The organism is Microbacterium sp. 71-36 (assembly GCF_001898305.1).
Lineage (GTDB): Bacteria > Actinomycetota > Actinomycetes > Actinomycetales > Microbacteriaceae > Microbacterium.
Genome location: NZ_MKTP01000004.1, coordinates 193,077 through 217,876, shown reverse-complemented (window position 1 = coordinate 217,876; position 24,800 = coordinate 193,077). Strand labels below are relative to the sequence as shown.

At 71.4% G+C, this 24,800-nt stretch carries 22 protein-coding genes; 12 read left to right on the top strand and 10 right to left on the bottom strand.

Going from position 1 to position 24,800, the window contains the following annotated elements; genetic code table 11:
* The 4 genes from BGO45_RS12495 to BGO45_RS12480 form a co-directional block, all read right to left on the bottom strand.
* Positions 1-758: DUF222 domain-containing protein (locus BGO45_RS12495; protein WP_292694727.1), on the bottom strand; the 758-nt coding region annotated here is incomplete at its 3' end.
* Between the two features lie 154 nt (positions 759-912).
* A complete protein-coding gene (locus BGO45_RS12490; protein ID WP_292694725.1) occupies positions 913-1,374 on the bottom strand; it encodes a GNAT family N-acetyltransferase in 462 nt (153 codons plus the stop codon).
* A 370-nt stretch (positions 1,375-1,744) separates the two neighbouring features.
* Positions 1,745-2,872: a Gfo/Idh/MocA family oxidoreductase gene (locus BGO45_RS12485; RefSeq protein ID WP_292694723.1), complete on the bottom strand. Its 1,128-nt coding sequence runs from the start codon at positions 2,870-2,872 to the stop codon at positions 1,745-1,747.
* Positions 2,869-3,699, bottom strand: a complete 831-nt coding sequence (locus tag BGO45_RS12480; protein WP_292694720.1) for a sugar phosphate isomerase/epimerase — start codon at positions 3,697-3,699, stop codon at positions 2,869-2,871. The genes BGO45_RS12485 and BGO45_RS12480 overlap by 4 nt, the downstream gene beginning before the upstream one ends.
* 106 nt (positions 3,700-3,805) lie before the next feature.
* On the opposite strand from BGO45_RS12480, the gene BGO45_RS12475 reads away from it, so the two are divergent.
* Positions 3,806-4,411, top strand: coding sequence for a TetR/AcrR family transcriptional regulator (locus BGO45_RS12475; RefSeq protein WP_254845572.1), 606 nt, complete (start codon positions 3,806-3,808; stop codon positions 4,409-4,411).
* 192 nt (positions 4,412-4,603) lie between these two features.
* Here the strand turns inward: BGO45_RS12475 and BGO45_RS12470 are convergent, their stop codons facing one another.
* A complete protein-coding gene (locus BGO45_RS12470) occupies positions 4,604-4,969 on the bottom strand; it encodes a bleomycin resistance protein (RefSeq protein ID WP_292694717.1) in 366 nt (121 codons plus the stop codon).
* Positions 4,970-5,121: 152 nt separating this feature from the next.
* Between BGO45_RS12470 and BGO45_RS12465 the strand changes: the two genes are divergently transcribed.
* The 7 genes from BGO45_RS12465 to BGO45_RS12435 all read left to right on the top strand — a co-directional run bounded on the left by BGO45_RS12465 (position 5,122) and on the right by BGO45_RS12435 (position 13,530).
* The gene (locus tag BGO45_RS12465) at positions 5,122-6,291 is read left to right on the top strand and encodes an acyltransferase (protein WP_292694716.1); all 1,170 of its coding nucleotides are present in this window, start codon (positions 5,122-5,124) and stop codon (positions 6,289-6,291) included.
* A gap of 163 nt (positions 6,292-6,454) precedes the next feature.
* Positions 6,455-6,610, top strand: coding sequence for a hypothetical protein (locus tag BGO45_RS12460; protein ID WP_292694714.1), 156 nt, complete (start codon positions 6,455-6,457; stop codon positions 6,608-6,610).
* A 167-nt stretch (positions 6,611-6,777) separates the two neighbouring features.
* Positions 6,778-8,265, top strand: coding sequence for an SDR family oxidoreductase (locus BGO45_RS12455; protein ID WP_292694712.1), 1,488 nt, complete (start codon positions 6,778-6,780; stop codon positions 8,263-8,265).
* A gap of 201 nt (positions 8,266-8,466) precedes the next feature.
* On the top strand, positions 8,467-10,017 hold the full coding sequence (locus tag BGO45_RS12450; protein WP_292694710.1) for a carboxyl transferase domain-containing protein: 1,551 nt from the start codon (positions 8,467-8,469) through the stop codon (positions 10,015-10,017).
* 5 nt (positions 10,018-10,022) lie between these two features.
* Positions 10,023-12,041: a biotin carboxylase N-terminal domain-containing protein gene (locus BGO45_RS12445; RefSeq protein ID WP_292694708.1), complete on the top strand. Its 2,019-nt coding sequence runs from the start codon at positions 10,023-10,025 to the stop codon at positions 12,039-12,041.
* Between the two features lie 96 nt (positions 12,042-12,137).
* On the top strand, positions 12,138-12,923 hold the full coding sequence (locus BGO45_RS12440) for a CoA ester lyase (RefSeq protein WP_292694706.1): 786 nt from the start codon (positions 12,138-12,140) through the stop codon (positions 12,921-12,923).
* A 25-nt stretch (positions 12,924-12,948) separates the two neighbouring features.
* On the top strand, positions 12,949-13,530 hold the full coding sequence (locus BGO45_RS12435; protein ID WP_292694704.1) for a TetR/AcrR family transcriptional regulator: 582 nt from the start codon (positions 12,949-12,951) through the stop codon (positions 13,528-13,530).
* A 28-nt stretch (positions 13,531-13,558) separates the two neighbouring features.
* On the opposite strand, the gene BGO45_RS12430 is transcribed toward BGO45_RS12435, so the two are convergent.
* Both BGO45_RS12430 and BGO45_RS12425 read right to left on the bottom strand, forming a co-directional pair.
* Positions 13,559-13,966 (bottom strand): NUDIX domain-containing protein, encoded by a 408-nt coding sequence (locus BGO45_RS12430; RefSeq protein ID WP_292694702.1) that lies wholly within the window; start codon positions 13,964-13,966, stop codon positions 13,559-13,561.
* 184 nt (positions 13,967-14,150) lie between these two features.
* On the bottom strand, positions 14,151-14,645 hold the full coding sequence (locus tag BGO45_RS12425) for a MarR family transcriptional regulator (protein ID WP_292694700.1): 495 nt from the start codon (positions 14,643-14,645) through the stop codon (positions 14,151-14,153).
* Between the two features lie 82 nt (positions 14,646-14,727).
* Here BGO45_RS12425 and BGO45_RS12420 point away from each other — a divergent pair, with 82 nt between their 5' ends.
* Complete coding sequence (locus tag BGO45_RS12420; RefSeq protein WP_292694698.1) at positions 14,728-16,854, top strand: MMPL family transporter; 2,127 nt, start codon at positions 14,728-14,730, stop codon at positions 16,852-16,854.
* Positions 16,855-16,905: 51 nt separating this feature from the next.
* Here BGO45_RS12420 and ppsA read toward each other — a convergent pair whose 3' ends face one another.
* Positions 16,906-19,323, bottom strand: coding sequence for a phosphoenolpyruvate synthase (gene ppsA / locus BGO45_RS12415; RefSeq protein ID WP_292694697.1), 2,418 nt, complete (start codon positions 19,321-19,323; stop codon positions 16,906-16,908).
* Complete coding sequence (locus BGO45_RS12410; protein ID WP_292694695.1) at positions 19,320-20,189, bottom strand: pyruvate, water dikinase regulatory protein; 870 nt, start codon at positions 20,187-20,189, stop codon at positions 19,320-19,322. The genes ppsA and BGO45_RS12410 overlap by 4 nt, the downstream gene beginning before the upstream one ends.
* 217 nt (positions 20,190-20,406) lie before the next feature.
* On the opposite strand from BGO45_RS12410, the gene BGO45_RS12405 reads away from it, so the two are divergent.
* The gene (locus BGO45_RS12405) at positions 20,407-20,694 is read left to right on the top strand and encodes an LPXTG cell wall anchor domain-containing protein (protein WP_292694694.1); all 288 of its coding nucleotides are present in this window, start codon (positions 20,407-20,409) and stop codon (positions 20,692-20,694) included.
* Positions 20,695-20,698: 4 nt separating this feature from the next.
* Here BGO45_RS12405 and BGO45_RS12400 read toward each other — a convergent pair whose 3' ends face one another.
* A complete protein-coding gene (locus BGO45_RS12400; protein ID WP_292695178.1) occupies positions 20,699-21,349 on the bottom strand; it encodes a hypothetical protein in 651 nt (216 codons plus the stop codon).
* Positions 21,350-21,475: 126 nt separating this feature from the next.
* On the opposite strand from BGO45_RS12400, the gene BGO45_RS12395 reads away from it, so the two are divergent.
* Positions 21,476-22,690 carry a HupE/UreJ family protein gene (locus BGO45_RS12395; protein WP_292694692.1) on the top strand — a complete coding sequence of 405 codons (1,215 nt, stop codon included), beginning with the start codon at positions 21,476-21,478 and terminating at the stop codon, positions 22,688-22,690.
* Positions 22,691-22,806: 116 nt separating this feature from the next.
* Entirely contained in the window at positions 22,807-24,795 is a 1,989-nt protein-coding gene (locus BGO45_RS12390; RefSeq protein WP_292694690.1) for a metallophosphoesterase family protein, read from the top strand.
* The last annotated feature ends 5 nt before the right edge of the window (positions 24,796-24,800 follow it).

The window sequence follows — 24,800 nt, the reverse complement described above, 5'->3', positions numbered from 1 at the left end:
TCCGCCCACCCGCCGCTGCCCGCGGCCCCACCCTCGGCGCCGTGCGTGTTGACGGCGATCCCGGTGCCCGCGGGAGACTGCGGCCCCTCTCGCGGGGTGTCCCGGCGTGCGTCGATGATCGCGGCGCTCTGTTGCACGAGTCGGTCGTAGATCCCCACCGCCAGCACGGTCGGGAGCGTCGCGATCAGGTCGGACATCCCGTCGACCCCGGGAACGACGCGGACGCACCGGGTCTCTCGGCCGCGTCGGTGGCGTTCGGTGAGGGTGGTGGGCTGCAGCGCCTCCGCCAACGCCGCCAGTCGCGCCTTCAACCGCCCGGGGCTCAGTCCTTCGGCGGTGGTGACGGCGAGGACGTCGAACTCCGCCCGACGCTCCGGCGGCAGTGGGGTCCCGGCATCCACGATCACCCGCACGTGCGCGTGGGCCAGGGCCCCCGCTTCCCACGCGTCCAGGGTGACGGGGAAGTCGTCGGTGAGGGTCATCGCCTGACCGATCTGTCCCTGCACGGCGCGATCGGACAGGTGTGACGCGGCCGCGATCTCGGACGCGACCTCCCGCAGCGCCATCTCGGCCGCCCGCGACACCGCCCGCAGCCCCGCGGAAGCATCGAGGGCGAGGTGCCCCGCCCGGGCTAACGCCCGCACCCGCCGGGCCTCGGCGGAGGCGACCTCGGCATCCACTCCCCGCACCTCGACCAGCACCGCCGACAGGGCGACAGCCCCGTCATCGGGGAGCGGTGAACGCGAATCGAAGGACATGCATGCATGCTAGCGAGGGGGTCCGACATCAGAGCGGGCTCGAACGGGCGACGGGGGATGGATCCCGTCGTCTGTGGGTTGTGGAGGAGCCTTAGCCATCCCGGGAACAGCATCTGACCTGGGAAAAGAGTGAACCGGGTGAAATCTCCCGCAGCTACTCGCCCGCCGCCAGGGGGCGCGACCAGGCGACCTCCCGTCCCAACTGGCCGGTCTGCCGGAAGAGCCGCACCTGGTGCGTGTCGGCCAGGACTTCGGCGAGCTCGTCGCGATCGGCGGGTTCGAACCCGAGGCTCTGCCAGAACGGACCCGAACGCCGGCTGAACAGCCACGCCCTGCGCGCGCCTTCCTCGGCCGCGCGCGCGAGCGCGAAGGTCGCGAGGGCACTCCCGCGACCGCGTGAGCGCTGGTCCGCACTCACCGCGACGCTGCGGATCAGCGCGTGGTCACCGTCGCCGCTGATCTCGTAGCCGGTGCTGCCGACGATCACGCCCGTGCCGTCGTGCGCGAGCCAGAGCCGCACGCTCGCGGCATCCAGGCCGCTCCGCGTGAGATCCACCTCGCCGAGGAACGCCGTGAGTGCCTCGATGTCGTCCGGCCCGCACCGCTCGAGATCCACCCCCTCAGTCAAGCACTCTGCCGTGGCGGACCCGTGGCCGGGCCCGGCGCCCTCGCTCGTGCGGCGTCGAGCGTCCAGGACACGCCGTTGGCGGGGGTCGCGATGCGGCGTGTCCTGGACACTCGCCGGGGTGATGCGAGGCCGTGGCGAGCGCGCGGCGTTGAGTGTCCAGGACACGCGGATGCCACGGCATCCCGTCCGCGTGTCTTGGACACCGAGCGCGAGCCCGGAGCCCGAGCCCGGCCCCCCCCGGCACCGCCGGGACCCCCACCCGACCCCGCCGCACCCCTACGCCCCGAGAACACCACCGCCCGGAAAACACCACCGCCCCGTGGCATCCACAGGACACCACGGGGCGGAAGTGCGCGCGTCAGAGCGTCGACGCGAAGGGGTCGAAGCCCTCGTTGAGCAGCGGCACGGGGGCCACGGTGCTGCCGATCTCGAGCGTCTGGCCGGTGGCGGACGACTCCTCGGCCGACAGCATGACGTCGAGCACGTGGAACCCGAGCTCGCCCGTGGCGATGTGCGGACGGTCGGCGGCGATCGAGCGGGCCATGTCGAGCACGCCCATGCCGCGGCCGACGACGGTGCCCTCGTTGGGGATCTCGACCCAGTCCTGCTCGAAGCGCATGCCGTCGCGGATGACGCCCAACGGCTTCACGTACGCGATGCGGCCGTCGAAGCGGTTGGGGTCCGGCAGCACGATCGAGCCCTCGGTGCCGTGGATCTCGAGCACGCCGTGGCGCTCGAGCGCGGAGTCGAAGCTCATCAGGTGCGTGCCGTGCTGGCCGCCCGCGAACGACGACAGCACCTGGATGCTCGAGGGGACCTCGACCGGGAACGTTTCGCCCGCGCGGGGTCCGGCGTGGATCGTGCGCTCGAGGCGCGGGCGCGAACCGCGCGCGGTCACCGCGGCGATCGGGCCGAGCAGGCTCACCAGGGCCGAGAAGTAGTACGGACCCATGTCGAGCAGCGGACCCGCACCGCGGGCGAACAGGAACTCGGGATCCGGATGCCACAGGTCGGGGCCCTGCGTCTGGAACGACGTCTGCACGAACATCGGCTCGCCGATGACGCCCTTCTGGATCGCGCGCTTGGCGGACTGGAATCCCGGTCCGAGCAGGGTGTCGGGCGCGGAGCCGATGCGCAGGCCCGCGGCATCCGCCTGCGCGAGGAGGGCGCGGGTCGCGTCGCGGTCGAGGCCGATCGGCTTCTCGGTCCAGACGTGCTTGCCCGCGGCGATGGCGGCCGACGACACCTCGACGTGCACCTGCGGGATCGTGAGGTTCACGACCAGATCGACGTCGGGGTTCGCCAGTACGTCATCGGGGGTGCCGGCGGAGGGGACGCCGTGCTCCTCGGCCTTCGCCCGCGCGCGGTCGGGCAGCAGGTCGCCCACGGCGACGACGTTCACGTCGGGGAACGACGTGAGGTTCTCGAGGTACGTCTGGCTGATGACGCCTGCGCCGATGACGCCGACTCCGAGGGGCCGGGTCATGCGACGAACCCGCCGTCCTTGAGGAATGCCAGGCTCGCGGCGATGTCGGCGAACACGTCGCCGGGGGCGCGGTCGTACTCAATCACGGCGTAGCGGATGCCGCTGCCCGCGCGGAGCGACTCGGCGAGCGGGACGTCGGCGGTGCCGGCGTGGCGCTGGTCGAGCGTCGCGGTCGACAGCTCGGCGGCGTCCGGACCCCAGGGGTTGGATGCCGGGACGACGCCGTCCTTGACGTGCACGGCCGTGAGGCGGTCGCCGAGCTTCGCGACGAGGGCGGGCACGTCCTGGCCGCCGGTCAGCGCCCAGAACAGGTCGAGCTCGAGCTGCACGCGCGCGTCGGTGAGCGACACGAAGCGGTCGTAGGCGGTCTGCCCGTCGAAGTCGGCCACGAACTCCTGCGCGTGGTTGTGGTAGCCGACGCTCAAGCCGAACGTCGCGGCGACGTCGGCGGCGCGGTTGAGGCGCTCGGCGATGTCGGCGACGCCGTCCTCGGTGAGCCAGCGGTCGGCCGAGACGAACGGGTCGATGACCGTCTGGATGCCGATCGTGGCTGCGGCCTCGAACACGACCTCGGGTGCGGGCGTGGGGATCGAGCCGTCGGGCGTCCACAGTTCGTCGCTGAGCAGCGGGGCGTGGCCGGTGGGGGAGGCCAGGCCGCTGGCATCCAGGGCCGCGCGGATCTCGGCGGGGCGGTCGACGAACGCGAACGCCTCGACGTTGCGGAGGCCGAGGGCGGCGAGCTTGTCGAGCGAGCCCGACATGTCGGCCGAGAACTCGGATGCCAGCGTGTACAGCTGCACCGAGGCTTCTGGGAGGGAGGTGGTCATCGGAGTCCTTCTACAGATCGTCGTTGAGGGCCGAAGGGGCCGTGTCGTCACTCTAACCTCCATGTGGAGGTTACGCTAGTCCCGACGGATGCGAGAAGGTGGGCGGATGAGCGAGGATGCCACGATCGGCCGCCCCGGGCAGCGGCGGCGAGGTGTCGAACGACGTCAGGAGATCCTCGACCGGGCGATCGAGGTGTTCCGTCGCCGCGGCGCGGACGGGACGTCGCTGCGGCGCATCGCCGAGTCGATCGGCGTCTCGCACGCCGCGCTCCTGCACTACTTCGACTCGCGCGAGCAGCTCCTCGTCGCCGTCTACGACCACGCCGCTGCGAAGCAGGCCGAGGCGGAGGCGGCGCATCCGGTGGACGGGGGTGTCGAAGGCATGATCGCCGCCGCGACCGCGAACGTCGAGGTTCCGGGGTTCGTGCAGCTCTACTCCACCCTCGTCGCCGCCGCGCTCGAGGTAGACAGCGGCGTCGGCAAGGACTACTTCACGACCCGTTTCGAGCGGCTGCGCGCCGAGCTCGGCGAGACGTTCCGCGCGCAGCAGGCCGAGGGGCGGATCCGCGACGACGTGTCGGCGGACCACCTCGCGGCGCTGCTCATCGCGGCATCCGACGGTCTGCAGATCCAGTGGCTGCTCGACGCGTCCGTGGGCCTGAGTGACACGCTGCGCACGTTCGGGATGCTGCTGCAGGCGCCGCGCGGCTGACGGGCGCCGGAGTCGTGCCGGCGCGGTTTCCCGGCATCCTCGTCCCCCGTGTGGCCGGGTCGGGGGTGCGGAGGCGGTGGTCGAGCGGAGGAGATTCGGCGGAGGGAGGGCCCTTCAGCCGCGACCGGTCCTCCGCTGCCCGGATCTCCTCCGCTCGCCGCGTGTCCGCGGGGAGACGAGGGCGACGGCGCCTCAGTCGGCGTTCTCGATCAGGTGCAGCTGGGTGCCGTCCGTGTCGATGAGGAACCCCGCCCGCTGCCCCCATGGCTGCATCCGGACGGGATGGAGTCGGGGACGCCCGGTCGTCGTCTCGGCGACGCCGGATGCGGCGATCCGCTCGTACAGGTCGTCGAGATCATCGACGCGGAGGCTGCACATGAAGGAGCTCTCCTCGGGCACCAGGTCGGGGTGCGGGAAGAACTCCAGTCGGAGCTCTCCGCGCCGAAGGATGAGCCACTGATCGTCGCGATACTCCCGTGCGAACCCGAACGCGCCGTAGAAAGAGGCCGTCGCGTCGAGATCGCGAGACGGCAGGTTGGGAACCGCGTGGTCGGACATGGGCGAAGACTACTGACTCGCGGATGCCACGGCCCGCGGTGCTCGTCAAGCCCGGCGTCTCTCAGGCTTCTCTACATCACGAACGGGTAACGTTCCGGGTCTGCGCGGCCTTCGCGCCGCCGACGCGAGCGTTCCGGGAGGCGATGACCAGCATGACCACCACGACGGCTCCCCGTCCCGACGTCCGGGCTCTGGCATCCGGTCGTCCGCCGGCCGCGCGGCACCTTCCCTCGCTCACGGGACTCCGCTGGCTCACCGCGATGCTCATCTTCGGCCACCACCTCATGGCTGTGGAGTACTTCGGCGGGCGCGCGGGCGACCTGTGGGGATTCGTCTTCGAAGCCGGGAAGACCGGCGTCACGCTGTTCTTCATCCTGTCCGGGTTCGTGCTGGCGTGGGGGTACAAGCCCGCGCAGACGGCACGCTCGTTCTGGCTGCATCGCGCCGCCCGCATCTATCCGCTGCACGTCGTGGGCGTGATGCTGGCGGTGATCGCCGCCGCCACACTGATTCCCGAGATCCGCACCGACGGCGTCGCGCCGCTCGGTGCGAACGTGCTGCTGCTCAGCGGGTGGGTTCCCGACTGGTGGCAGGCGGGGAATCCCGCGAGCTGGTCGCTGGTCTGCGAGGCGTTCTTCTACCTGACCTTCCCGCTGGTGATCCGCCTGGTCGCCGGGCGTTCGGCCCGCGTCCTCTGGGCCGTCGCGGCCGGGGCGCTCGTGCTCGTCGCCCTCGCCCCCGCGATCGCCGCCGGCTCGCCCGTGCCGATGTCCGCGGCATCCACCCCGCTGCTGCGGCTGCCCGAGTTCGTCCTGGGCGTGGTGCTGGCGCTGCTGATGAAGCAGACGGCGTGGCGTCCGGCGTCGCTCCGCCTCGCGGTGCCGCTCGCGGTGCTCGGGTACGCCGTTTCCGAGGCGCCGGCGCTCCCCGGCACCGACATCCACCCGGGCCTCACGATCACCGTCGGCGGTTTCGCGCTGCTCGTCGCCGCGCTCGCGTCGGCCGACGCGCACCGTTCGTCGACGTTCCTCGCCGGCCCGGTGTGGCAGGAGCTCGGACGCCTGTCGTTCGCGTTCTACCTCGTGCACCTGCTCGTCATCGCGTCGGTCTCGTCGGCGTGGCCCGACGGACACCCGGAGTTGCACTGGCCCCGTGCCATCGGACTCGCCGCGGTGGCGTTCGCGATCTCGCTCGGCCTCGCCTGGGTGCTGCACCGGGGAGTCGAGGTCCGCATGCAGCGCGTGCTGCTGCGCTTCGACCCCGACCGGCGGGCAGCATCGGCTCCGCGCGCGGTGGATGCCGCGGCGGTGGCGGTGCGCTGACCCGGCGCCGCGGCACCGCACTCGGCCGCGCGCTGAGAACAGGCGATTCGCCGAGGACAGGACGGATCTCGCGCGATGCGGCCTGTTCTCGTGGCATCCCCTGTTCTGGCGAACGGATGCCAGGACGCTTGGCCGCGCCGGCACCCGCGGCTAGAGTCGCCGGATGGTGGCAATGGGCGGGCTCCACGTGATCGTTCTCCTGCTGGCGTGGGCCGTCGGCCTCGCGGTGATCGGCGGAGCGGTGTACTTCGCCGTGCGACTCGCGGTGACGCACGCGCTCAAGTCGCACACGCGGTGGGTCGACAACGGCAAACCCTGACGCCCGCGCCGCGTCGCGTCGCGTCGAGGACACGCGTCGACGCCGCGCGTGAAGCGTTGAGTGTCCAGAACACGCGGATGCCGCGCGCTACCGCCCGCGTGTCGTGGACACCGAGTCGGGTGGGCCCGCCCCGGGTGCCTCCCAGCCGCGCCTCGGTACACTCTTCCGTGCCCGAAACACTCCCGACACCCGATCGCGAGGCCGGCCGCGTGGCATCCATCGATCCCCACGAGCTCGAGATCGCGCTGCGCGTGCTCGACGCGGCCTCGGCCCTCGACCCCGAAGACCCGGCCTACATCGCGCTGCGCCGGCAGACCGGGAAGCTCTACAAAGACGTCAAGCGGCAGTCCCGCAAAGAGAAGCGCCAGCGGATCGCCGACGCCGACAAAGCCGTGGTCGCCGCCACCGCGACCGGGGCGGCCGACCGCATCGACGACGAGACGCGCGGCATCCCGCTCGCGACCCGCGTCGAGACGCCGTACGCCGGCGAGCTGATCAAGCCGCGCAACTGCTACATCTGCAAAGAGCTCTACACGCTCGTCGACGCCTTCTACCACCAGCTGTGCCCCGACTGCGCGGCGATGAGCCACGCCAAGCGCGACGCGCGCACCGACCTCACCGGCAAGCGCGCGCTGCTCACCGGTGGCCGCGCGAAGATCGGCATGTACATCGCGCTGCGCCTGCTGCGCGACGGCGCCCACACGACGATCACGACCCGCTTCCCGCGCGACGCGGTGCGGCGCTTCTCGTCGCTGCCCGACAGCGCGGACTGGCTGCACCGGCTCAAGGTCGTCGGCATCGACCTGCGCGACCCCGCCCAGGTGATCGGGCTCGCCGAGTCGGTGGCATCCGATGGCCCGCTCGACATCCTCATCAACAACGCCGCGCAGACCGTGCGGCGCTCGCCGGGTGCGTACAAACCCCTGGTGGATGCCGAACTCGCACCGCTCCCGGACGGACCGCTGCCCGAGCTGGTCACGTTCGGCCACACCAACGATGCGCACCCGCTCGCGCTGGCGCAGTCGGTGTCGGCACACCCCATCCTCGCGTCGGCCGCGCGCACGGCCGAGGAGCTGACGGCCGAGGCGATGGCCGCGGGGTCGTCGTCGCTGGAACGCCTGATGACGGGAACCGCGATCGACGCCGGCGGACTCATCCCCGACGAGGACCGCATCAACAGCTGGACGCAGCACGTCGACCAGGTAGAACCCCTCGAGATGCTCGAGGTGCAGCTGGCGAACATGACGGCGCCGTTCCTGCTGGTGAGCCGGCTGCGTCCCGCGATGGCGGCGTCGACGGCGCGGCGGAAGTACATCGTCAACGTCTCGGCGATGGAGGGCGTCTTCGGGCGCGGATACAAGGGGCCCGGCCACCCGCACACGAACATGGCCAAGGCCGCCCTCAACATGCTCACGCGCACGAGTGCCCGCGAGATGTTCGAGTCCGACGGCATCCTGATGACCGCCGTCGACACCGGCTGGATCACCGACGAGCGCCCGCACTTCACCAAGGTGCGTCTGGCCGAGGAGGGCTTCCACGCCCCGCTCGACCTCGTCGACGGCGCCGCCCGCGTGTACGACCCGATCGTGCGCGGCGAGGCCGGCGAAGACCTCTTCGGCATCTTCTTGAAGGACTACCGCAAGAGCTCGTGGTGAGGTGACGGCGCTGGGTCGCGCGTGACCTGCTGCCCAGTGTCCAAGACACGCCGTTGGCGGGGGTCGCGATGCGGCGTGTCGTGGACACTCGCCGGGTCGACGGTGTCGTCGGGTGCGCCCGTCGCCCGCGCCCTCGACACTTCGGTTATCGAGCAGTAACCTGAATTCAGTTACAGACCGATAACCCAACGGAGGGTCGTCATGGCGCAGGACTACCGCGCGCTCGTCGAGGAGCTGCGCGAGAGGCGCGCGGTCGTGGCCGAAGGCGGGCCCGAGAGGGCGCGCGAGCGCCACACCGCCCGCGGCAAGATGCTCGCCCGCGACCGGATCGACGCGCTGCTCGACCGCGGCAGCCCGTTCCTCGAGGTCGCGCCGCTCGCGGCGTTCGACATGTACGGCGGCGACTGTCCCGCCGGGGGAGTGATCGCCGGGATCGGCCTGGTCCACGGTCGGCACGTGATGGTCGTCGCCAACGACGCGACGGTGAAGGGCGGGACGTACTACCCGATCACGGTCAAGAAGCATCTCCGCGCGCAGGAGATCGCGGCGGAGAACCGCCTCCCCTGCGTGTACCTCGTCGACTCGGGCGGGGCGTTCCTGCCGATGCAGGACGAGGTCTTCCCCGACCGCGACCACTTCGGCCGCATCTTCTACAACCAGGCGCGGATGTCGCGCGACGGCATCCCGCAGATCGCCGCGGTGCTCGGCTCGTCGACCGCGGGCGGGGCGTACGTGCCGGCGATGAGCGACGAGACGGTGATCGTACGGAACCAGGGCACGATCTTCCTCGGCGGGCCGCCGCTGGTGAAAGCCGCGACCGGCGAGGTCGTGAGCGCCGAAGACCTCGGCGGCGGGGTCGTCCACACCCGGGTCTCGGGCGTCGCCGACCACCTCGCCGAGAACGACGCGCACGCCCTCGAGATCGTGCGCGACATCGTCGCGACACTGCCGCCGCCCGAACAGCGGATGCCAGCACCCGCCGCCGAACCCGAGAAGGACCCGCGAGAGCTCGAGGACGTCGTGCCGGTCGAACTCACCACCCCCTACGACGCCCGCGAGATCCTCACGCGCATCGTCGACGCCGGCAGCATCCACGAGTTCAAACGCGAGTACGGCGAGACCCTCGTCACCGCCTTCGCCCGCATCGAGGGGCACCGCGTCGGGATCATCGCGAACAACGGCGTGCTGTTCGGAGAATCGGCGCTCAAGGGCGCGCACTTCATCGAGCTGTGCGATCAGCGCGGCATCCCGCTGGTGTTCCTGCAGAACATCGCCGGCTTCATGGTGGGGCGCGAGTACGAGTCGGCGGGCATCGCGAAGCACGGCGCGAAGATGGTCAACGCCGTCGCGTGCGCCTCGGTCCCGAAGCTGACCGTCGTCGTCGGCGGATCGTTCGGCGCCGGCACCTACTCGATGTGCGGACGGGCCTACTCGCCGCGGTTCCTGTGGCTGTGGCCGGGGGCGCGGGTCTCGGTCATGGGCGGTCCGCAGGCGGCATCCGTTCTCTCCACGGTCCGTCGCGACCAGATCGAGGCCGGCGGCGAAACCTGGACGGCCGACGATCAGGCGGCGTTCGAGGCGCCGATCCGCGCGCAGTACGAGGAACAGGGGAGCCCGTACTACTCCACCGCGCGGCTCTGGGACGACGGGATCATCGAACCCGCCCAGACCCGCGATGTGCTCGCCCTCGCGCTCGACGTCGTCTCCCGCACCCCCCTCGACGCGCCGGGTTACGGCGTCTTCCGGATGTGATCCGCATGTTCGACACCGTCCTCATCGCCAACCGGGGCGAGATCGCCTGCCGCGTCATCGGCACCCTCCGCCGCCTCGGCATCCGCTCGGTCGCCGTGTACAGCGACGCCGATGCGGCCGCCCGTCATGTGCACCTCGCGGACGTCGCCGTACGCATCGGACCCGCCGCCGCCGCGCAGAGCTACCTCGACGTCGACGCGATCCTGCGGGCCGCGCGCGACACGGGGGCGCAGGCGATCCACCCCGGGTACGGCTTCCTCGCCGAGAACGCGGCATTCGCCCGCGCCTGCGCGGAGGCCGGGCTCGTGTTCATCGGTCCGACCCCGGATGCCATCTCGACGATGGGCGACAAGATCACCGCGAAGCACGCCGTCGAGGCCCGCGGCGTGCCGACCGTTCCGGGCGTCGCGCGCGCCGGGATGACCGACGGCGACCTCATCGCCGCGGCGGACGGCATCGGGTACCCGCTCCTCATCAAGCCCTCCGCGGGCGGGGGCGGCAAGGGCATGCACGTCGTCGAGGACGCAGCCGACCTCGCCCCGGCGCTCGCCGCGGCGCGGCGCGAGGCGGCCGCGAGCTTCGGCGACGACACGCTGTTCCTCGAGCGCTACCTGCACCGTCCGCGGCACATCGAGGTGCAGATCCTCGCCGACGCCCACGGGACGGTCGTGCACCTGGGTGAGCGCGAGTGCTCGCTGCAACGCCGGCACCAGAAGGTCATCGAGGAGGCGCCGTCCCCCCTGCTGGACGCCGCGACGCGCGCCCGCATCGGCGAGGCCGCGTGCGAGACCGCCCGCAGCGTCCGCTACCGCGGCGCCGGAACCGTCGAGTTCATCGTCTCGGCCGACGCCCCGGACGCGTTCTTCTTCATGGAGATGAACACGCGCCTGCAGGTCGAGCACCCCGTCACCGAGGAGATCACCGGGCTCGACCTCGTCGAGCAGCAGCTGCGGATCGCCGCCGGCGAGCCGCTGGATCTGACCCAGGATGCCGTGACCCTGACCGGGCACGCGTTCGAGGCGCGCGTGTACGCCGAGGACCCGGCATCCGGGTTCCTGCCGACGGGCGGACACGTCGCTCGCGTGGTGCACCCGGAGGGCGCGGGCATCCGCGTTGACACGGCGCTGGAGGATGGCCTCGACGTCTCGGTCGACTACGACCCGATGCTCGCGAAGATCATCGCGTGGGGGCCGGACCGGGAGAGCGCGCGGCGGAGGCTCGTCGCCGCCCTGGGTGACACGGCGGTGTTCGGCTTCCCGACGAACGTCGAGTTCTTGCGGGCGCTGCTCGGGCTGCCCGACGTCGTGGCCGGCACCATGGACACGGGACTCATCGCCCGGGAGTCGGGCACGCCTTCGGCCACCTCCGTCGACGATCGGGTGTTCGCCGAGGCGGCGCTGCTGCTCGATCGGGCCGCGGCCGCGGGACCCGGACCGTGGGGGCGCGGCGACGGGTGGCGGCTCGGTCAGCCGGCGGCGCGCCGGTTTCCCCTGGTCGTGGCGGGCGAGGGGCGGACGGTCGAGGTGTGCGGGTCCGGCGACACGCTGTCGGTCGACGGGCGGCCCGCGCGGGTGCGATCGCACGACGAGGGGACGGTGACGGTGGATGTCGGCGGGGCGGCGCGGACCTTCGCGGCCCTCGTCGACGGCGACACCGTCTGGATCGCCGACCGCGGCGCCGTGCGGCGGGCGGAGCCCGCGCGCGCACATCACGGCACCGCGGCGGCGGCGGAGGTCGACCCGGTCCTCGTGTCGCCGATGCCCGGCACGGTGGTGCTCGTGCGTGTCGCGGACGGCGACGCGATCGAGGTCGGCGACGCCGTGATGGCGGTCGAGGCGATGAAGATGGAACACGTCGTGCGATCGAGCGTCGCCGGGACGGTGGCGCTGCACGCCCACGTCGGCGACACCGTGACCCGCGGGCAGACGCTCGCCGTGGTCACGCCCGCCGCCGCGCCCGACCCCGCCGCGTCCCCGCCCGCCGCCGCGCTCCCGCCCGCCGCCGCGCTCCCGCCCGAGCGTTGAGTGTCCTGGAGCCCGAACCCCGCCGCGACACCGAACCCCGCCGCGACACCGCGCCGCGACACTGCACCAGAGGGATGCCACGAAAGGACGCCGCACATGAACGGACCCGCCCTGCTCTTCTGCCCGGCCGATCGGCCCGACCGCTACGCGAAGGCGGCGGCTGCGGCCGACACCGTCATCCTCGACCTGGAGGATGCCGTGGCCCCGGCCGACAAGGCGCGGGCGCGCGAGGCGCTCGCCGCGACGCCGCTGGACCCGGCGCGCACCATCGTGCGGGTGAATCCCGCCGACACGGACGCGCACGCGCGCGATCTCGACGCGGTCCGCCGGGCCGGCTACACCCGCGTGATGCTCGCCAAGACCGAGTCGTCCGCCGACGTCGAGGCGACTGCGGCGTTCGAGGTCGTCGCGCTGTGCGAGACGGCCCGGGGCGTCGTCCATGCCGCCGAGATCGCGGCGCACCCCGCGACGGTGGGGCTCATGTGGGGTGCCGAAGACCTCATCGCGAGCATGAACGGGCGCTCCAGTCGCTTCGCCGACGGCCGCTACCGCGACGTGGCGCGCGCGGCGCGCTCGTCGGTGCTCCTCGCCGCCCACGCGTACGGTCGCGCCGCGATCGACGCCGTGCACCTGGACATCGCCGACATCGACGGGCTCCGCGCGGAATGCGAGGATGCCGCCGCCTCGGGCTTCACCGCTTCGGCCTGCATCCATCCGGGTCAGGTCGACGTCATCCGGGCCGCGTACGCCGGTACGGACACGGAGCGGGAATGGGCCGCGGCCGTGCTCGCCGCGGCGGAGGGGCAGCCCGGGGTGTTCCGCTTCCGTGGGCGGATGATCGACGAACCCGTGCTGCGGCAGGCGCGTGAGATGCTGCGCTGAGCAGATCCGTGAGGGGAGTGACGCCGTGACCGCGACGTGGAGGGCCACGCAGAAGGCCAACCGCCGCGCCTCGCTGATGAGGTCCGCGGCGCGGTTGTTCGCCGAGCGCGGGTTCGCCGCGGTGTCGACCGCCGACCTCGGCGACGCCGTCGGCATGAGCGGTCCGGCGCTGTACAACTACTTCCCGAGCAAGGAGGCGCTGCTCGCGGAGGTGCTGATCGACGCCAGCCGACGCCTGCTGGAGGGATGCCGCGCCCTCGTGGCCGAGCCCGGCACCCCTGATGAGGTGCTGTCGCGGCTCGTCCGCTTCCACCTCGATTTCGCCACGGCCGACCCCGACACGATCCGCATCCAGGACCGCGAACTCGCGCAGCTGCCCCTCGACGCGAACCAGCAGGTGCGGAGTCTGCAGCGGCAGTACGTGCAGGAGTGGGATGCCGTGCTGGCATCCGTCCGTCCCGAACTCGATGCCGCCGACCGGCAGACGCGCCTCCTCGGCACCTTCGGTCTGCTCAACTCCACCCCGCACAGTGCGGTCGCCGCGTCCGCGGCCGACGTCCTCGCCGCCATGGCGCTGCGGGCGCTGGTCGGTCGGGACGCAGGCTGACGCGGCCGCGCGTTCCCGCGCGTCCGGCTCAGGCCGGCAGGAAGTACTCCCGCGCGAGCGGGGCGATCTCGATCCCGGATGCCGTCGCGGCGGTGACCCAGCGGAGCTCGGCGATCTCGGCATCCGGGATCGGCTGCTGCCCGCCGATGTCGACGCGGAACACGTCGGCGACCACCGCGAAGCCGGGTTCGTTCGCCGCCGTGGCGGTGAACACGCCGAGCGGCTCAAGGGCTTCGGGGTCGACTCGGAGCCCGACCTCTTCGGCGAGTTCGCGCGCGAGCGTCTCGGCCGGCGTCTCCCCGGGCTCGGGCTTGCCGCCAGGCTGCATGAAGGCGGTGGTCCCGGCCTTGCGGACGAGCAGCAGACGCCCGTCGGCGTCGGTGATCACCGCGGCCGAGACGTGGATGAGGCGGGGAGTCGTGGCATCCGGGGTCACCCCCGCACGCTAGCACCGGCGCGTCGCCCGCCTGTGCCGCGCCGACGTGCCGCGCGCCCGCGCTACGGCCCCGGCTGGGCCCGCCGCGGGTCGTCCCGCGGAGTCTCGTCGCGACACGCCGTGCCGACCTCCGCGGAGACGGCGTGTCGCCGACGAGATCCGCACGAGGGCGGGGTCAGACCCGCTAGCGCGGCCGGGCGGTGCCGTCGTCGGGCGGCATCCCGTACGAGGCCACCACCCGTTCGAGGTACCGGGTGATCACGGCCTGCTCGTCGTCGCTGAAGTCGTCGAGCACTTCGTCCACGCCCGCGATCATCGGGGCGAGGTGGCTCATCGCGCGCTGGACCGACGCCTCGGTCGGCACGACCAGCAGGCTGCGGCGGTCGGTCGGATGCGGTGCGCGGGTGACGTGTCCGAGCGCCACCAGGCGGTCGATCGCCGCGGTCGTCGCCGCGGTCGTCAGGTCGAGGCGGCGGGAGAGCTCGCCGGGCGAGAGCGGGCCCGACATCACGAGGTGCCCCATCGCGTCGAGGCCGGTGGGATTGACGGAGAGTTCGTGCTGCAGCGACTTCTCGAACTCGGTCCCGGCGCTGAAGAGGGCGCGCACCAGCGCGGTCGCGGGCCGCACGGGCGGGAACCCGGGACCAGCGGGGAGGGTGGAAGATTCGGTCGCTTCCATGACTGGCATCCTACGTCGAAATTGCGCTACCTTTCTCGTATCTCGATTTTCTAGATACTTCACCACCTAGCGAAAGATGACGATGAACGGCTTCCTGCGTTTCCTCACCTCGGCGCGTACGTCCTGGATCGTGCTGGTCGTCGCGTTCGCGGGCGTCGCCGCTCTTTTCGCACTCGGCTCCGGCTCGTCGTCCGAGACCGCGCCGGGTTCGGGCCTCCCCGATTCGGCCGAGTCCGTCCAGGTCCAGAAGATCCTCGACACCTTCCCGGATGCCGACACCACGTCGGCCCTGCTCGTGTTCGCGTCCGAGAACGGCGAGGCCCTCCCCGCCGACACCGTCGCCGCGATCCAGCAGAAGGCCTTCGGCGACCTGGTGAAGCTCACGCCCGACGGCTTCATCCCGCCCGCGCAGGTGTCCGAGGACGGCACCGTCGCGCTGCTGGTCGTGCCGCTCACGCCCGAAGAAGACGTCGCCGCCCAAAGCGAGCGCGCCGACGAGATCCGCACCCTCGCCGCCGATGGACTCACCGGCGTGAACACCTACCTCACCGGCCCCGAGGGCTTCGAGGTCGACATCGCCGCGGTGTTCGACGGCGCCGACTTCACGCTGCTCCTCACCACGGTGATCGTGGTCGCCGTGCTGCTGCTCATCACGTACCGCAGCCCCTGGCTGTGGCTCGTGCCGCTCATCGTCATCGGCACCGCCGACGCCTCCGCGGGCATCGTGGCCCGCCGTGTCGCCGCGCTCGCGGGAGTGGAATTGGATGCCTCGGTCACCGGCATCCTGTCCGTGCTCGTGTTCGGCGCGGGAACGAACTACGCCCTGCTGCTCATCGCGCGCTACCGCGACGAGCTGCGCCTCGCCGAAGACCGCCGCGAGGCGATGCGCCGTGCGGTGCGGGGCGCGGGCCCCGCGATCATCGCGAGCGGATCGACCGTCGCGCTGGCTCTGGCGACGCTGCTGCTCGGCGAGCTGTCCGGCAACCGCGCGCTGGGGCTCGCGTGCGCCGTCGGTGTGGTCGTGGCCATGGCGTTCGCCCTCCTCGTGCTGCCCGCCGCGCTCGTGCTCTTCGGCCGGTGGCTGTTCTGGCCGTACGTCCCGCGCTTCGGCTCGCCCGATGCGATCTCGCGCAGCCCGTGGGGCAAGCTCGGCCGTGGCGTTTCGAAGCGTCCCGTCGTCGTCGCCCTGACCGGCGCGGTCGTGCTCGGCGCGCTCGCGAGCGGCCTGTTCTTCGTGCAGACCGGCCTGTCGCAGAACGACCGGTTCCTGCAGAAGCCCGACGCCGTGAAGGGGCAGGAGGTGCTCGCCGAGGCGTTCTCGGCGGGAGCGACGTCGCCCGCGACGGTCATGGCGCCGGTCGACGACGCCCAGGCGGTCGTGGACGCGGCCGGGAAGATCGAGGGCGTCGACTCCGCCCGCGTCGTCGAGGAGACGACCGACTGGACCCGCATCGACGTCACCCTCAACGCGTCGGCCGAGACGCCGGAAGCGTTCGCCACGATCGAGCGGTTGCGCGCCGACCTCGACTCGATCGGCTCGGGTCAGACTCTCGTGGGCGGTCTCGACGCGCAGGCCCTCGACGTCGCCGGGGCCCAGCAGCGCGATCAGGACCTGATCATCCCGCTGATCCTCGTGCTCGTGTTCCTCGTGCTCGTGATCCTGCTGCGAGCGCTGCTGGCGCCGATCCTGCTGCTGATCGCCGTGGTGGCCAGCTTCTTCTCGGCGGTCGGCGCCGCGTGGTGGCTGTTCCAGACGCCGCTGTTCGGGTTACCCGCGATCGACACGAACGTGCTGCTGTTCAGCTTCCTGTTCCTCGTCGCCCTCGGCGTGGACTACAGCATCTTCCTCGTCACCCGGGCGCAGGAGGAGACCCGCACCCTCGGCACGACGAACGGCATGATCCGTGCGCTCGCCGCCACCGGCGCGGTCATCACCAGTGCCGGCATCCTGCTCGCCGCCGTGTTCGCGGTGCTGGGCGTGCTGCCCCTCATCACGCTCACCCAGATCGGCGTGATCGTCTGCATCGGCGTGCTCATCGACACGCTCCTCGTGCGCACCGTCATCGTCCCCGCGATGGCCTTCATCGCGGGCGACAGGTTCTGGTGGCCGCGCCGCCCGGCGGTGACGGATGCCGAGGCCGCCGCCCACGCCGAGCCCGAGATCCCGCGGACCCGCGCCGAGCGCCGGAAGCGCGAGCCGGTCTCCTGAGACCTCCGGGCCGGGAGAAGCCCCAGATACCTCCCGGCCCGGAGCCCGCCGTCACAACCGCGACAGGTGCGCCTGGGCGAGGATCTCGGCCTTGGGCCGCTCGTTCGCCGCCAGGGCGAGCCAGGTCTCGACCACCGTGTCGGGGTTGAGCGACAGCGACTGGATGCCGCGGGCCACGAGCCACTGGGCGAAGTCGGGGTGGTCGCTGGGACCCTGCCCGCAGATCCCGACGTACTTCCCCTGTCGCTGACACGCATCGATGGCCAGGCCGAGCAGGTGCAGAACGGCGGGGTCGCGCTCGTCGAAGGCGGATGCCATGAGCGCCGAGTCGCGGTCCAGTCCCAGGGTCAACTGGGTCATGTCGTTCGAACCGATCGAGAAGCCGTCGAAGTGCTCGAGGAACCGCTCGGCGAGGATCGCGTTGGCCGGCAGCTCGCACATCATCACGACCTTGAGCCCATTCTCGCCGCGACGCAGGCCGTTCTGCGCGAGCAACTCGACGACGGCCGTGGCCTCGCCGACCGTGCGCACGAACGGCACCATGATCTGGACGTTCGTCAGCCCCATCTCGTCGCGCACACGCCGGAGCGCCTCGCACTCCATGTCGAAGCACGCGCGGAACTCGGGCGAGACGTACCGGGCGGCGCCGCGGTACCCGAGCATCGGGTTCTCCTCGTCGGGTTCGTAGAGCGTCCCCCCGATGAGGCCTGCGTATTCGTTCGACTTGAAGTCCGACAGGCGCACGATGACCGGTTCGGGTGCGAACGCCGCGGCGATCATCGACACCCCCTCGGCGACGCGCTGGATGAAGTACTCCTCCGCCGAGGGGTAGGCGGCGATGCGGGCGCGGATGTCGTCGGCGAGCTCGCCGTCGAGGCGGTCGAGTTCGAGCAGCGCGCGCGGGTGGATGCCGATCTGCCGGTTGATGATGAACTCCAGCCGTGCCAGGCCCACCCCGGCGTTCGGCAGGCGCGAGAACGCGAACGCCTGGTCGGGGGTGCCGACGTTCATCATCATCTTGACGGGGGCCTCCGGCATCCGGTCGAGCTCGGTGACCTCCTCGGCGAAGTCCAGGATGCCGTCGTACACGACGCCGTCGTCGCCCTCGGCGCACGAGACGGTCACCTCCTGTCCGTCGGTGAGGGCGTGGGTGGCGACGCCGGTGCCGACGACGGCGGGGATGCCGAGCTCGCGCGCGATGATCGCGGCGTGGCACGTGCGCCCGCCGCGGTCGGTGACGATCGCGGAGGCGCGCTTCATGATGGGCTCCCAGTCGGGGTCGGTCATGTCGGCCACGAGCACGTCGCCGGGCGCGAAGTCCGCCATCTGGTCGATCGAGCGCAGCACGCGGACGCGGCCGGCGCCGATGCGCTGCCCGATCGCGCGTCCCTCGACGAGGACGGCGCTGCGCTCGGCCAGCACGTACCGGCTCAGGACGTTCGCGGATCGGCGCGACACGACCGTCTCCGGGCGGGCCTGCAGCACGTACAGGTGCCCGTCGATGCCGTCCTTGCCCCACTCGATGTCCATCGGGCGGCCGTAGTGCTCCTCGATGACGAGCGCGATCCGGCCGAGCTCCTCGACCTCCGCGTCGGTGATCGAGAACCGGCGGCGGTCGGCGGCATCCACTTCGACGAAGGCCGTGCTGCCGTCGACGTGCCGTCCGTCGGTGTACCGCATCGCGATGGCCTTCTCGCCGACGGAGCGCTTGAGGATCGCCGGGCGACCCGCGCGCAGGGCGGGCTTGTAGGTGTAGAACTCGTCGGGGTTCACCGCGCCCTGGACGACCGCTTCGCCCAGGCCGTACGAACTCGTGAGGAACACCGCCTCGTCGAAGCCCGACTCGGTGTCGAGCGTGAACATCACGCCCGAGGCTCCGACGTCGGAGCGGACCATGCGCTGCACGCCGGCGGAGAGGGCGACCTCGTGGTGGTCGAAGCCGTGGTGCGCGCGGTACGCGATCGCGCGGTCGTTGTAGAGCGACGCGAAGACGCGGCGGATCGCCTGCAGGATGTTCTCGATCCCGCCGATGTTGAGGAACGTCTCCTGCTGCCCGGCGAACGAGGCATCCGGGAGGTCTTCCGCGGTGGCGCTGGAGCGCACGGCCCAGGTGACCGTCTCGGGGTCGGTCTCGCCCGCCACGAGCACCGCGTACGCGTCGCGGATGTCGGCCTCGAGGTCGGCCGGGAAAGGCTGCTCCTCGATCCAGGCCCGCACGCGACCGCCGAGCTGGCTGAGGGCCGCGACGTCGTCGACGTCGATCCCCTCGACCGCGTCGCGGATGCGCGCGGCGAGATCGCCGTGGGAGAGGAAGCGCCCGAAGGCATCCGAGGTGGTCGCGAACCCCGGCGGGACGCGGATGCCGGCGGATGCCAGGTGCGACACCATCTCGCCGAGCGAGGCGTTCTTGCCGCCGACGCGGGCCAGGTCGCCCATGCCGATCTCGTCGAAGCGCAGGATGTTGGTCATGTGAGGGGCCTCTCGTGGGGTCGGTCGCGCAGGTTCATGGACTGCAGGATCACGGCGGACATCTCCTCGACGCTCCGGGTCGCGGAGCTGAGGAACGGGATGTGGGTGCGGCGGTACAGGTCTTCGGCTCGGCGGATCTCGAGGGTGCACTGCGCGAGGCTGGCGTACGTCGAATGCGGTCGGCGTTCGTGGCGCACCTGGCTGAGGCGCAGCGCGGTGGTGGTGAGTCCGAAGCAGCGGTCGGCGTGCGGCGCGACGATGCGCGGCAGGCCGTCGGTGGGGAAGTCGTCGTCGGTGAGCGGGTAGTTCGCCACCAGCAGCCCGTAGTGCAGGGCGAGGTACATCGTGGTGGGCGTCTTGCCGCAGCGGGACGGCGCGACGATGATGACCTCGGCGCTGGCGAGGTCGCGCCCGCTCTGGCCGTCGTCGTGCTCGATGGCGAACTCCACGGCCCGCATACGGCGGAAGTACTGCTCGAGGTCGCCCAGGCCGTGGTACTGACCGGCACGGGTCTCGGCGGTCGCGCCGAGTTCGGCCTCGAGCTCGGTGAGGTGTCCGGCCAGCAGATCGATCACGACGGCCCCCGCCGCGGCCAGCCGCGTGCGGACGCCGGCGTCCTTGAGCGTCGCGAACACGATGGGGGCGTGCCCGTCCGCGGCTGCGCGCTGCAGGGCGGCCACGACTGCGTCGACGGCCGTCGCGGACGAGACGAAGGGGATCGTGTGCCGCGTGAAGTGCGCGCCGGGGAAGTTGGCCAGCAGGGCGCTGCCGAGGGTCTCGGCGGTGATCCCGGTGCTGTCGGACACGAAGAACACCGCACGAGCCGCGGCGGCGTGCGCGATCGACGCGTCGAAAGGAGGGGCCATGCGACGACGTTAGGGGCGTCATTCGCGATCTTCACGAACTCAATGAACGAAAGAAACGGAAATCTTGTCTCCGTGCTAAGGATCCCTTTTGTGGTCAGACCACAGCGCCGCCCGCTCGCAGTCGTGCGTTCTTCCCCCGGCGTTTCCCGCCCGGCCGAGCGCGAAGAGGTCGGCGTCCACCTCGGCGCGCCACGGTGGCGAGAGGAAGGAGTCCGACGTGCCCGTGACGCTCGTGCTCGCGCTGGTCCTCGCGACCGCGGTCTCGCCACCGCCCGCGGACTCGACGGCGGACACCCAGGTCATCGTCGTCGAGGTGCCCGCGAGCGCGCGTCAGACCCCGACCCCCTCCGCGGCGATGCCCACCCCGGCACCGTCCGCCGGCCCCCGGTCCGACCTCCCGGCGACGGGGTGGGACGCTGCTGCGTCGGCGGCCGCGGTGGTGCTCGGCGTCGCGGCGCTCGTGGCCGGCATCCTGGTCCGACGGCGCCGACGCGCCGCCGCGTGAGCGCTCAGTCCAGCCAGAGCACGATGCCGCGCTGGCCGGTCAGCACCGAGGCCACACCGGCGCGCACGGCGGCCGCCGCGCGCTCAGGTGTGAACGACGCCGGGTCGTACGCGGAGGCCTTGCCGAGGCCTTCGCCGCGGTAGGCGGCGCCGGTCCAGTCGGCGGCGGTGACGTTCTCGGTCGGCTCGGCCAGCTCCGCGCCGATGATGAGGAACTGTCGATCGAGGTGGTTGGCGGTCACCGTCGCGAGCGGGTCGACGAGGGCGTCCCCGGCGCTGATGATGAGGTCGGGATTCATCCGCATCGCCTCGACGGCCCCGTCGATCATGTCGGCGTCCGCGTGCACCACGCGGAGGTCCGCGCCGGTCTCGGCGGCCCAGTCCTCCACGGCGGTGACGAGCGTGGCGGTGGGGGCATCGTCGCCGACCGTCAGCAGCACCACGCGGTACCCGGCGGGGGCCTTCACGGCATCCCACGACCCGGCCTCGGGCGCGTACGTCGCTTCGGGGGCGAGAGGTTCCTTCGGGGCGAACCCCGCGCCGGGGGTTCCGACCGCGGCCGGGTGCGCACGCATCTCGCTCCAGCCGGATGCCGAGGAGCAGCCCGTCAGCATCATCGCCGCCACGATCACGGCCACCATCGTCGTCCTGCGCATCACCGCTCCACCCTGCGCGATGCGGGTGGCGCGCGGGAGAACACGAGGCGCACGTTCCGTTTCCGTTCCCCACGTCGGGCACAAACGTTCACGCCCGCCGGGCACCCTCGACGCGGAAAGGCCTTCATGTCTGCAGTGATCCGGCGCGCCGCGCGCGTCCTCCTCCTCGGCGCGGGAATCCTCGCCCTCCTCTTCTCGGCGGCCCCCGCCCAGGCGCACGGCATGTCGTCGGTGGCCTACGCCGACCTGTCGAGCGGCGGGACGGGCGTCGTGCGCGCGAAGCTCCAGCTCGAGTACGACCTGCTCGTCGTGTCCGCCGCCGACGCCGCGCACGACGACGCGTTCTTCCAGGCGGGGACGGCCGCGTTCGAAGACAGGGACGCGGCGCAGCAGGCCGCCGCCCTGGAGCAGTACCGCGGTGACGTGACGGGGTACGTCGCGCAGCACTTCCGGATCGACGCAGGGGGCGCGGACTGCACCCCCACGCTCGCCGACCCGATCACGATGACGGCCCAGGACGGCGTCCCCTACGCGGCCGTGGAGTTCGACTACGCCTGCCCGCCGTCCGAGAACGGGCACGCCGTCGTCTCGACCCTCTTCCCCGACGACGAGGGCTTCGTCACCGGCACCAAGACGATCCTGACCTACGCCCTCGACATCCACGACGGAAGCACGGTCCTGGATGCCGAGCACCCGTCGTTCACCACGGCGCAGACGACCCTCGAACGGTTCTGGGAGTTCTTCCGCCTCGGCGCCGAGCACCTGCTCACCGGGATCGACCACATCCTGTTCCTCCTCGCGCTGATCGTCGGCTCGCGTCGACTCCGCGAGGTCGTGATCGCCGCGACGACGTTCACCCTGGCGCACTCGGTGACCTTCATCCTGGCCGCGACGGGTCTCGTCGCCGCCCCCGCGGAGATCGTCGAACCCACCATCGCGTTGTCCATCGCCGTCGTCGGCGCCTGGTATCTGTGGCGCCTGTGGCGCGGCGGCAAGGTCGATCAGGACCTCTCCCACGCGCACGGATTCCTCCGCCTCGACCGCGCGGGCTGGCTGCGCGTGGGCGTGGTGTTCCTGTTCGGCCTCGTGCACGGCTTGGGTTTCGCCTCGGCGCTCGGCATCGACGAGCCGTGGTCGTGGACGCTGCTGTGGTCGCTGCTGGTGTTCAACATCGGAATCGAAGCGGTGCAGATCGGCATCATCGTCGTCGTGTTCCCGCTGCTGGTCCTGCTGCGCCGCCGGTTCCCCCGCATCGGGATGTGGGCGAGCGGCCTGCTCGCCGTCGTCGTGACCGTCGCCGGCCTGATCTGGTTCGTGCAGCGCATCCTCGGGATCGAGTGACGTTGCCCTGATCGATAGATGTGCTCGGTCAACCATTCACGCGATGGTCACCGAGCGGGCAGAGCGTGGGAAGGCCCGCCCGACCGCGGGCCCCTCACCTACAGAAATGGACAGCCATGCTCCTCACAGCATCGACGTCGCACGGGGCGCGTACGCGTCGCCGTGTCTCGTGGATCGCAACGGCCGCCGTCGGCGCGTCGCTCGTGCTTTCGGGCGCCGCGACCGCTCCGGCCGCCCTGGCCGACACCACGGCCACCCTCTCCGGCGTCATCCTCGGCGTCGGAGCCGACGAGTCGCAGCGCAACGTCAGCTGGTACTCCTCGGCGGACACGGCGCAGACCGTTCAGGTCGCCCCGACGTCGACGCTCGTGAACGGGCAGTTCCCCGCCACGGCGACGACGTTCTCGGCATCCGGCGCCGCCAACACCTCGACGAGCGGCTTCAACCGTCACACGACGATCACGGGCCTCGCCGAGAACACTGCCTACTCGTACCGCGTGGGCTCCGACGGCAACTGGTCGACCACGTACTCGTTCACGACGCAGTCGTTCGAGGGCGACTACGACTTCCTGTTCTTCGGTGACCCGCAGATCGGTTCGTCGGGCAACATCCCGAAGGACCAGGCCGGCTGGGTGGACACGATGAACGTCGCCCTGAACGCCAACCCGAACGCCGAACTGCTCGTCTCGGGCGGCGACCAGGTCGACGCCGCGAACCGCGAGGACCAGTGGGACGCGTTCCTCGCTCCCGACCAGCTGCGCCAGTACCCCTGGGCCGCGACGATCGGCAACCACGACGTGGGCGGCACGTCGTACGAGCAGCACTTCTTCACCCCGAACACCGACCGCTCGGCCGCGTACTACCGCAAGGGCGCCTCGAGCATCGGCACCGAGTCCGGCGGTGACTACTGGTTCATCTACAAGGACACGCTCTTCATCGACCTCAACAGCAACAGCTACGCCACCTCGCAGGGCGGCGGTGGCGACGACGCGCACGTGGCGTACGTCACCGACGTCGTGAACAAGCACGGCGCCCAGGCGAAGTACACGGTGCTCGTCTACCACCACGCGATCTACTCGCCGGCCGACCACGCGAAGGACGGCGACAACAAGGTCCGTCGCGTCGACTTCCCGACCACGTTCTCGAAGCTCGGCGTCGACCTGGTCCTCCAGGGTCACGACCACAGCTACTCGCGTTCGTATGAGATCAAGAACGGCGCGAAGGCGAACGCGGACGAGCAGCCCGGCCAGGACGAGGTGTTCGAGGGCCCCGGCGGTGTCGTGTACGTCACGGCCAACTCGGCCTCCGGCTCGAAGTACTACGACCTCACCACGCCGGACAACAGCGGCACGAGCGGTGCCGGAAACGGTGCCGACCCGCTGAACCCGGCCGACTACTGGTACAACTCCGTGCAGAACCAGGAGCACGTCCGCACGTATGTGAAGGTGCAGGTCCAGAAGGACCAGCTCGTCGTGCAGAACATCCGCTCCGGTGACTGCGCCGCCCCCAACGCGGCCGTCGAGCTCGGCAAGGTCCTGTGGTGCGGTCCGGAGAACGGCACCCAGCCGGCCGAGGCCATCGGTTCGATCCAGGACGAAGTCAAGATCCACCCGAACCACGGCGACGGCCAGGACATCCAGGTCGACGTCCCCACGACGGCTCCGGGTGAGTTCGGCTGGACCATCAACGGCCACAACGGTCTCGTCGACCTCGGCACGGCGGAGGAGAAGAACCTCCAGTACTTCGAGGCCACCGGCGAGATCAACCCGATCACGGTGACCGACACCCGCGCCAGCAAGGCCGCGTGGTCGATCTCCGCGTCGGTCGGCGACTTCGTCGACGGCCAGAAGACGTTCGAGGCCAAGTACCTCGGCTGGACGCCCAAGGTCGTCACGCCGGGTGCCGGTGCCGTCGCGGGTGCCGCGGTCGGCTCGGGCTACGACGGGGGTGACGGTCTGTCGACCTCGCGCTCGCTGAGCTCGGCTCCGATGGGCCACGACCGTGGTGCCGGTGTCGTCGGTGCCGACCTCGACCTGAAGATCCCGAACACGATCGACAAGGGCAGCTACCGCGCGACCCTGACCCTCACCGCGCTGGCCGGCTGACCAGC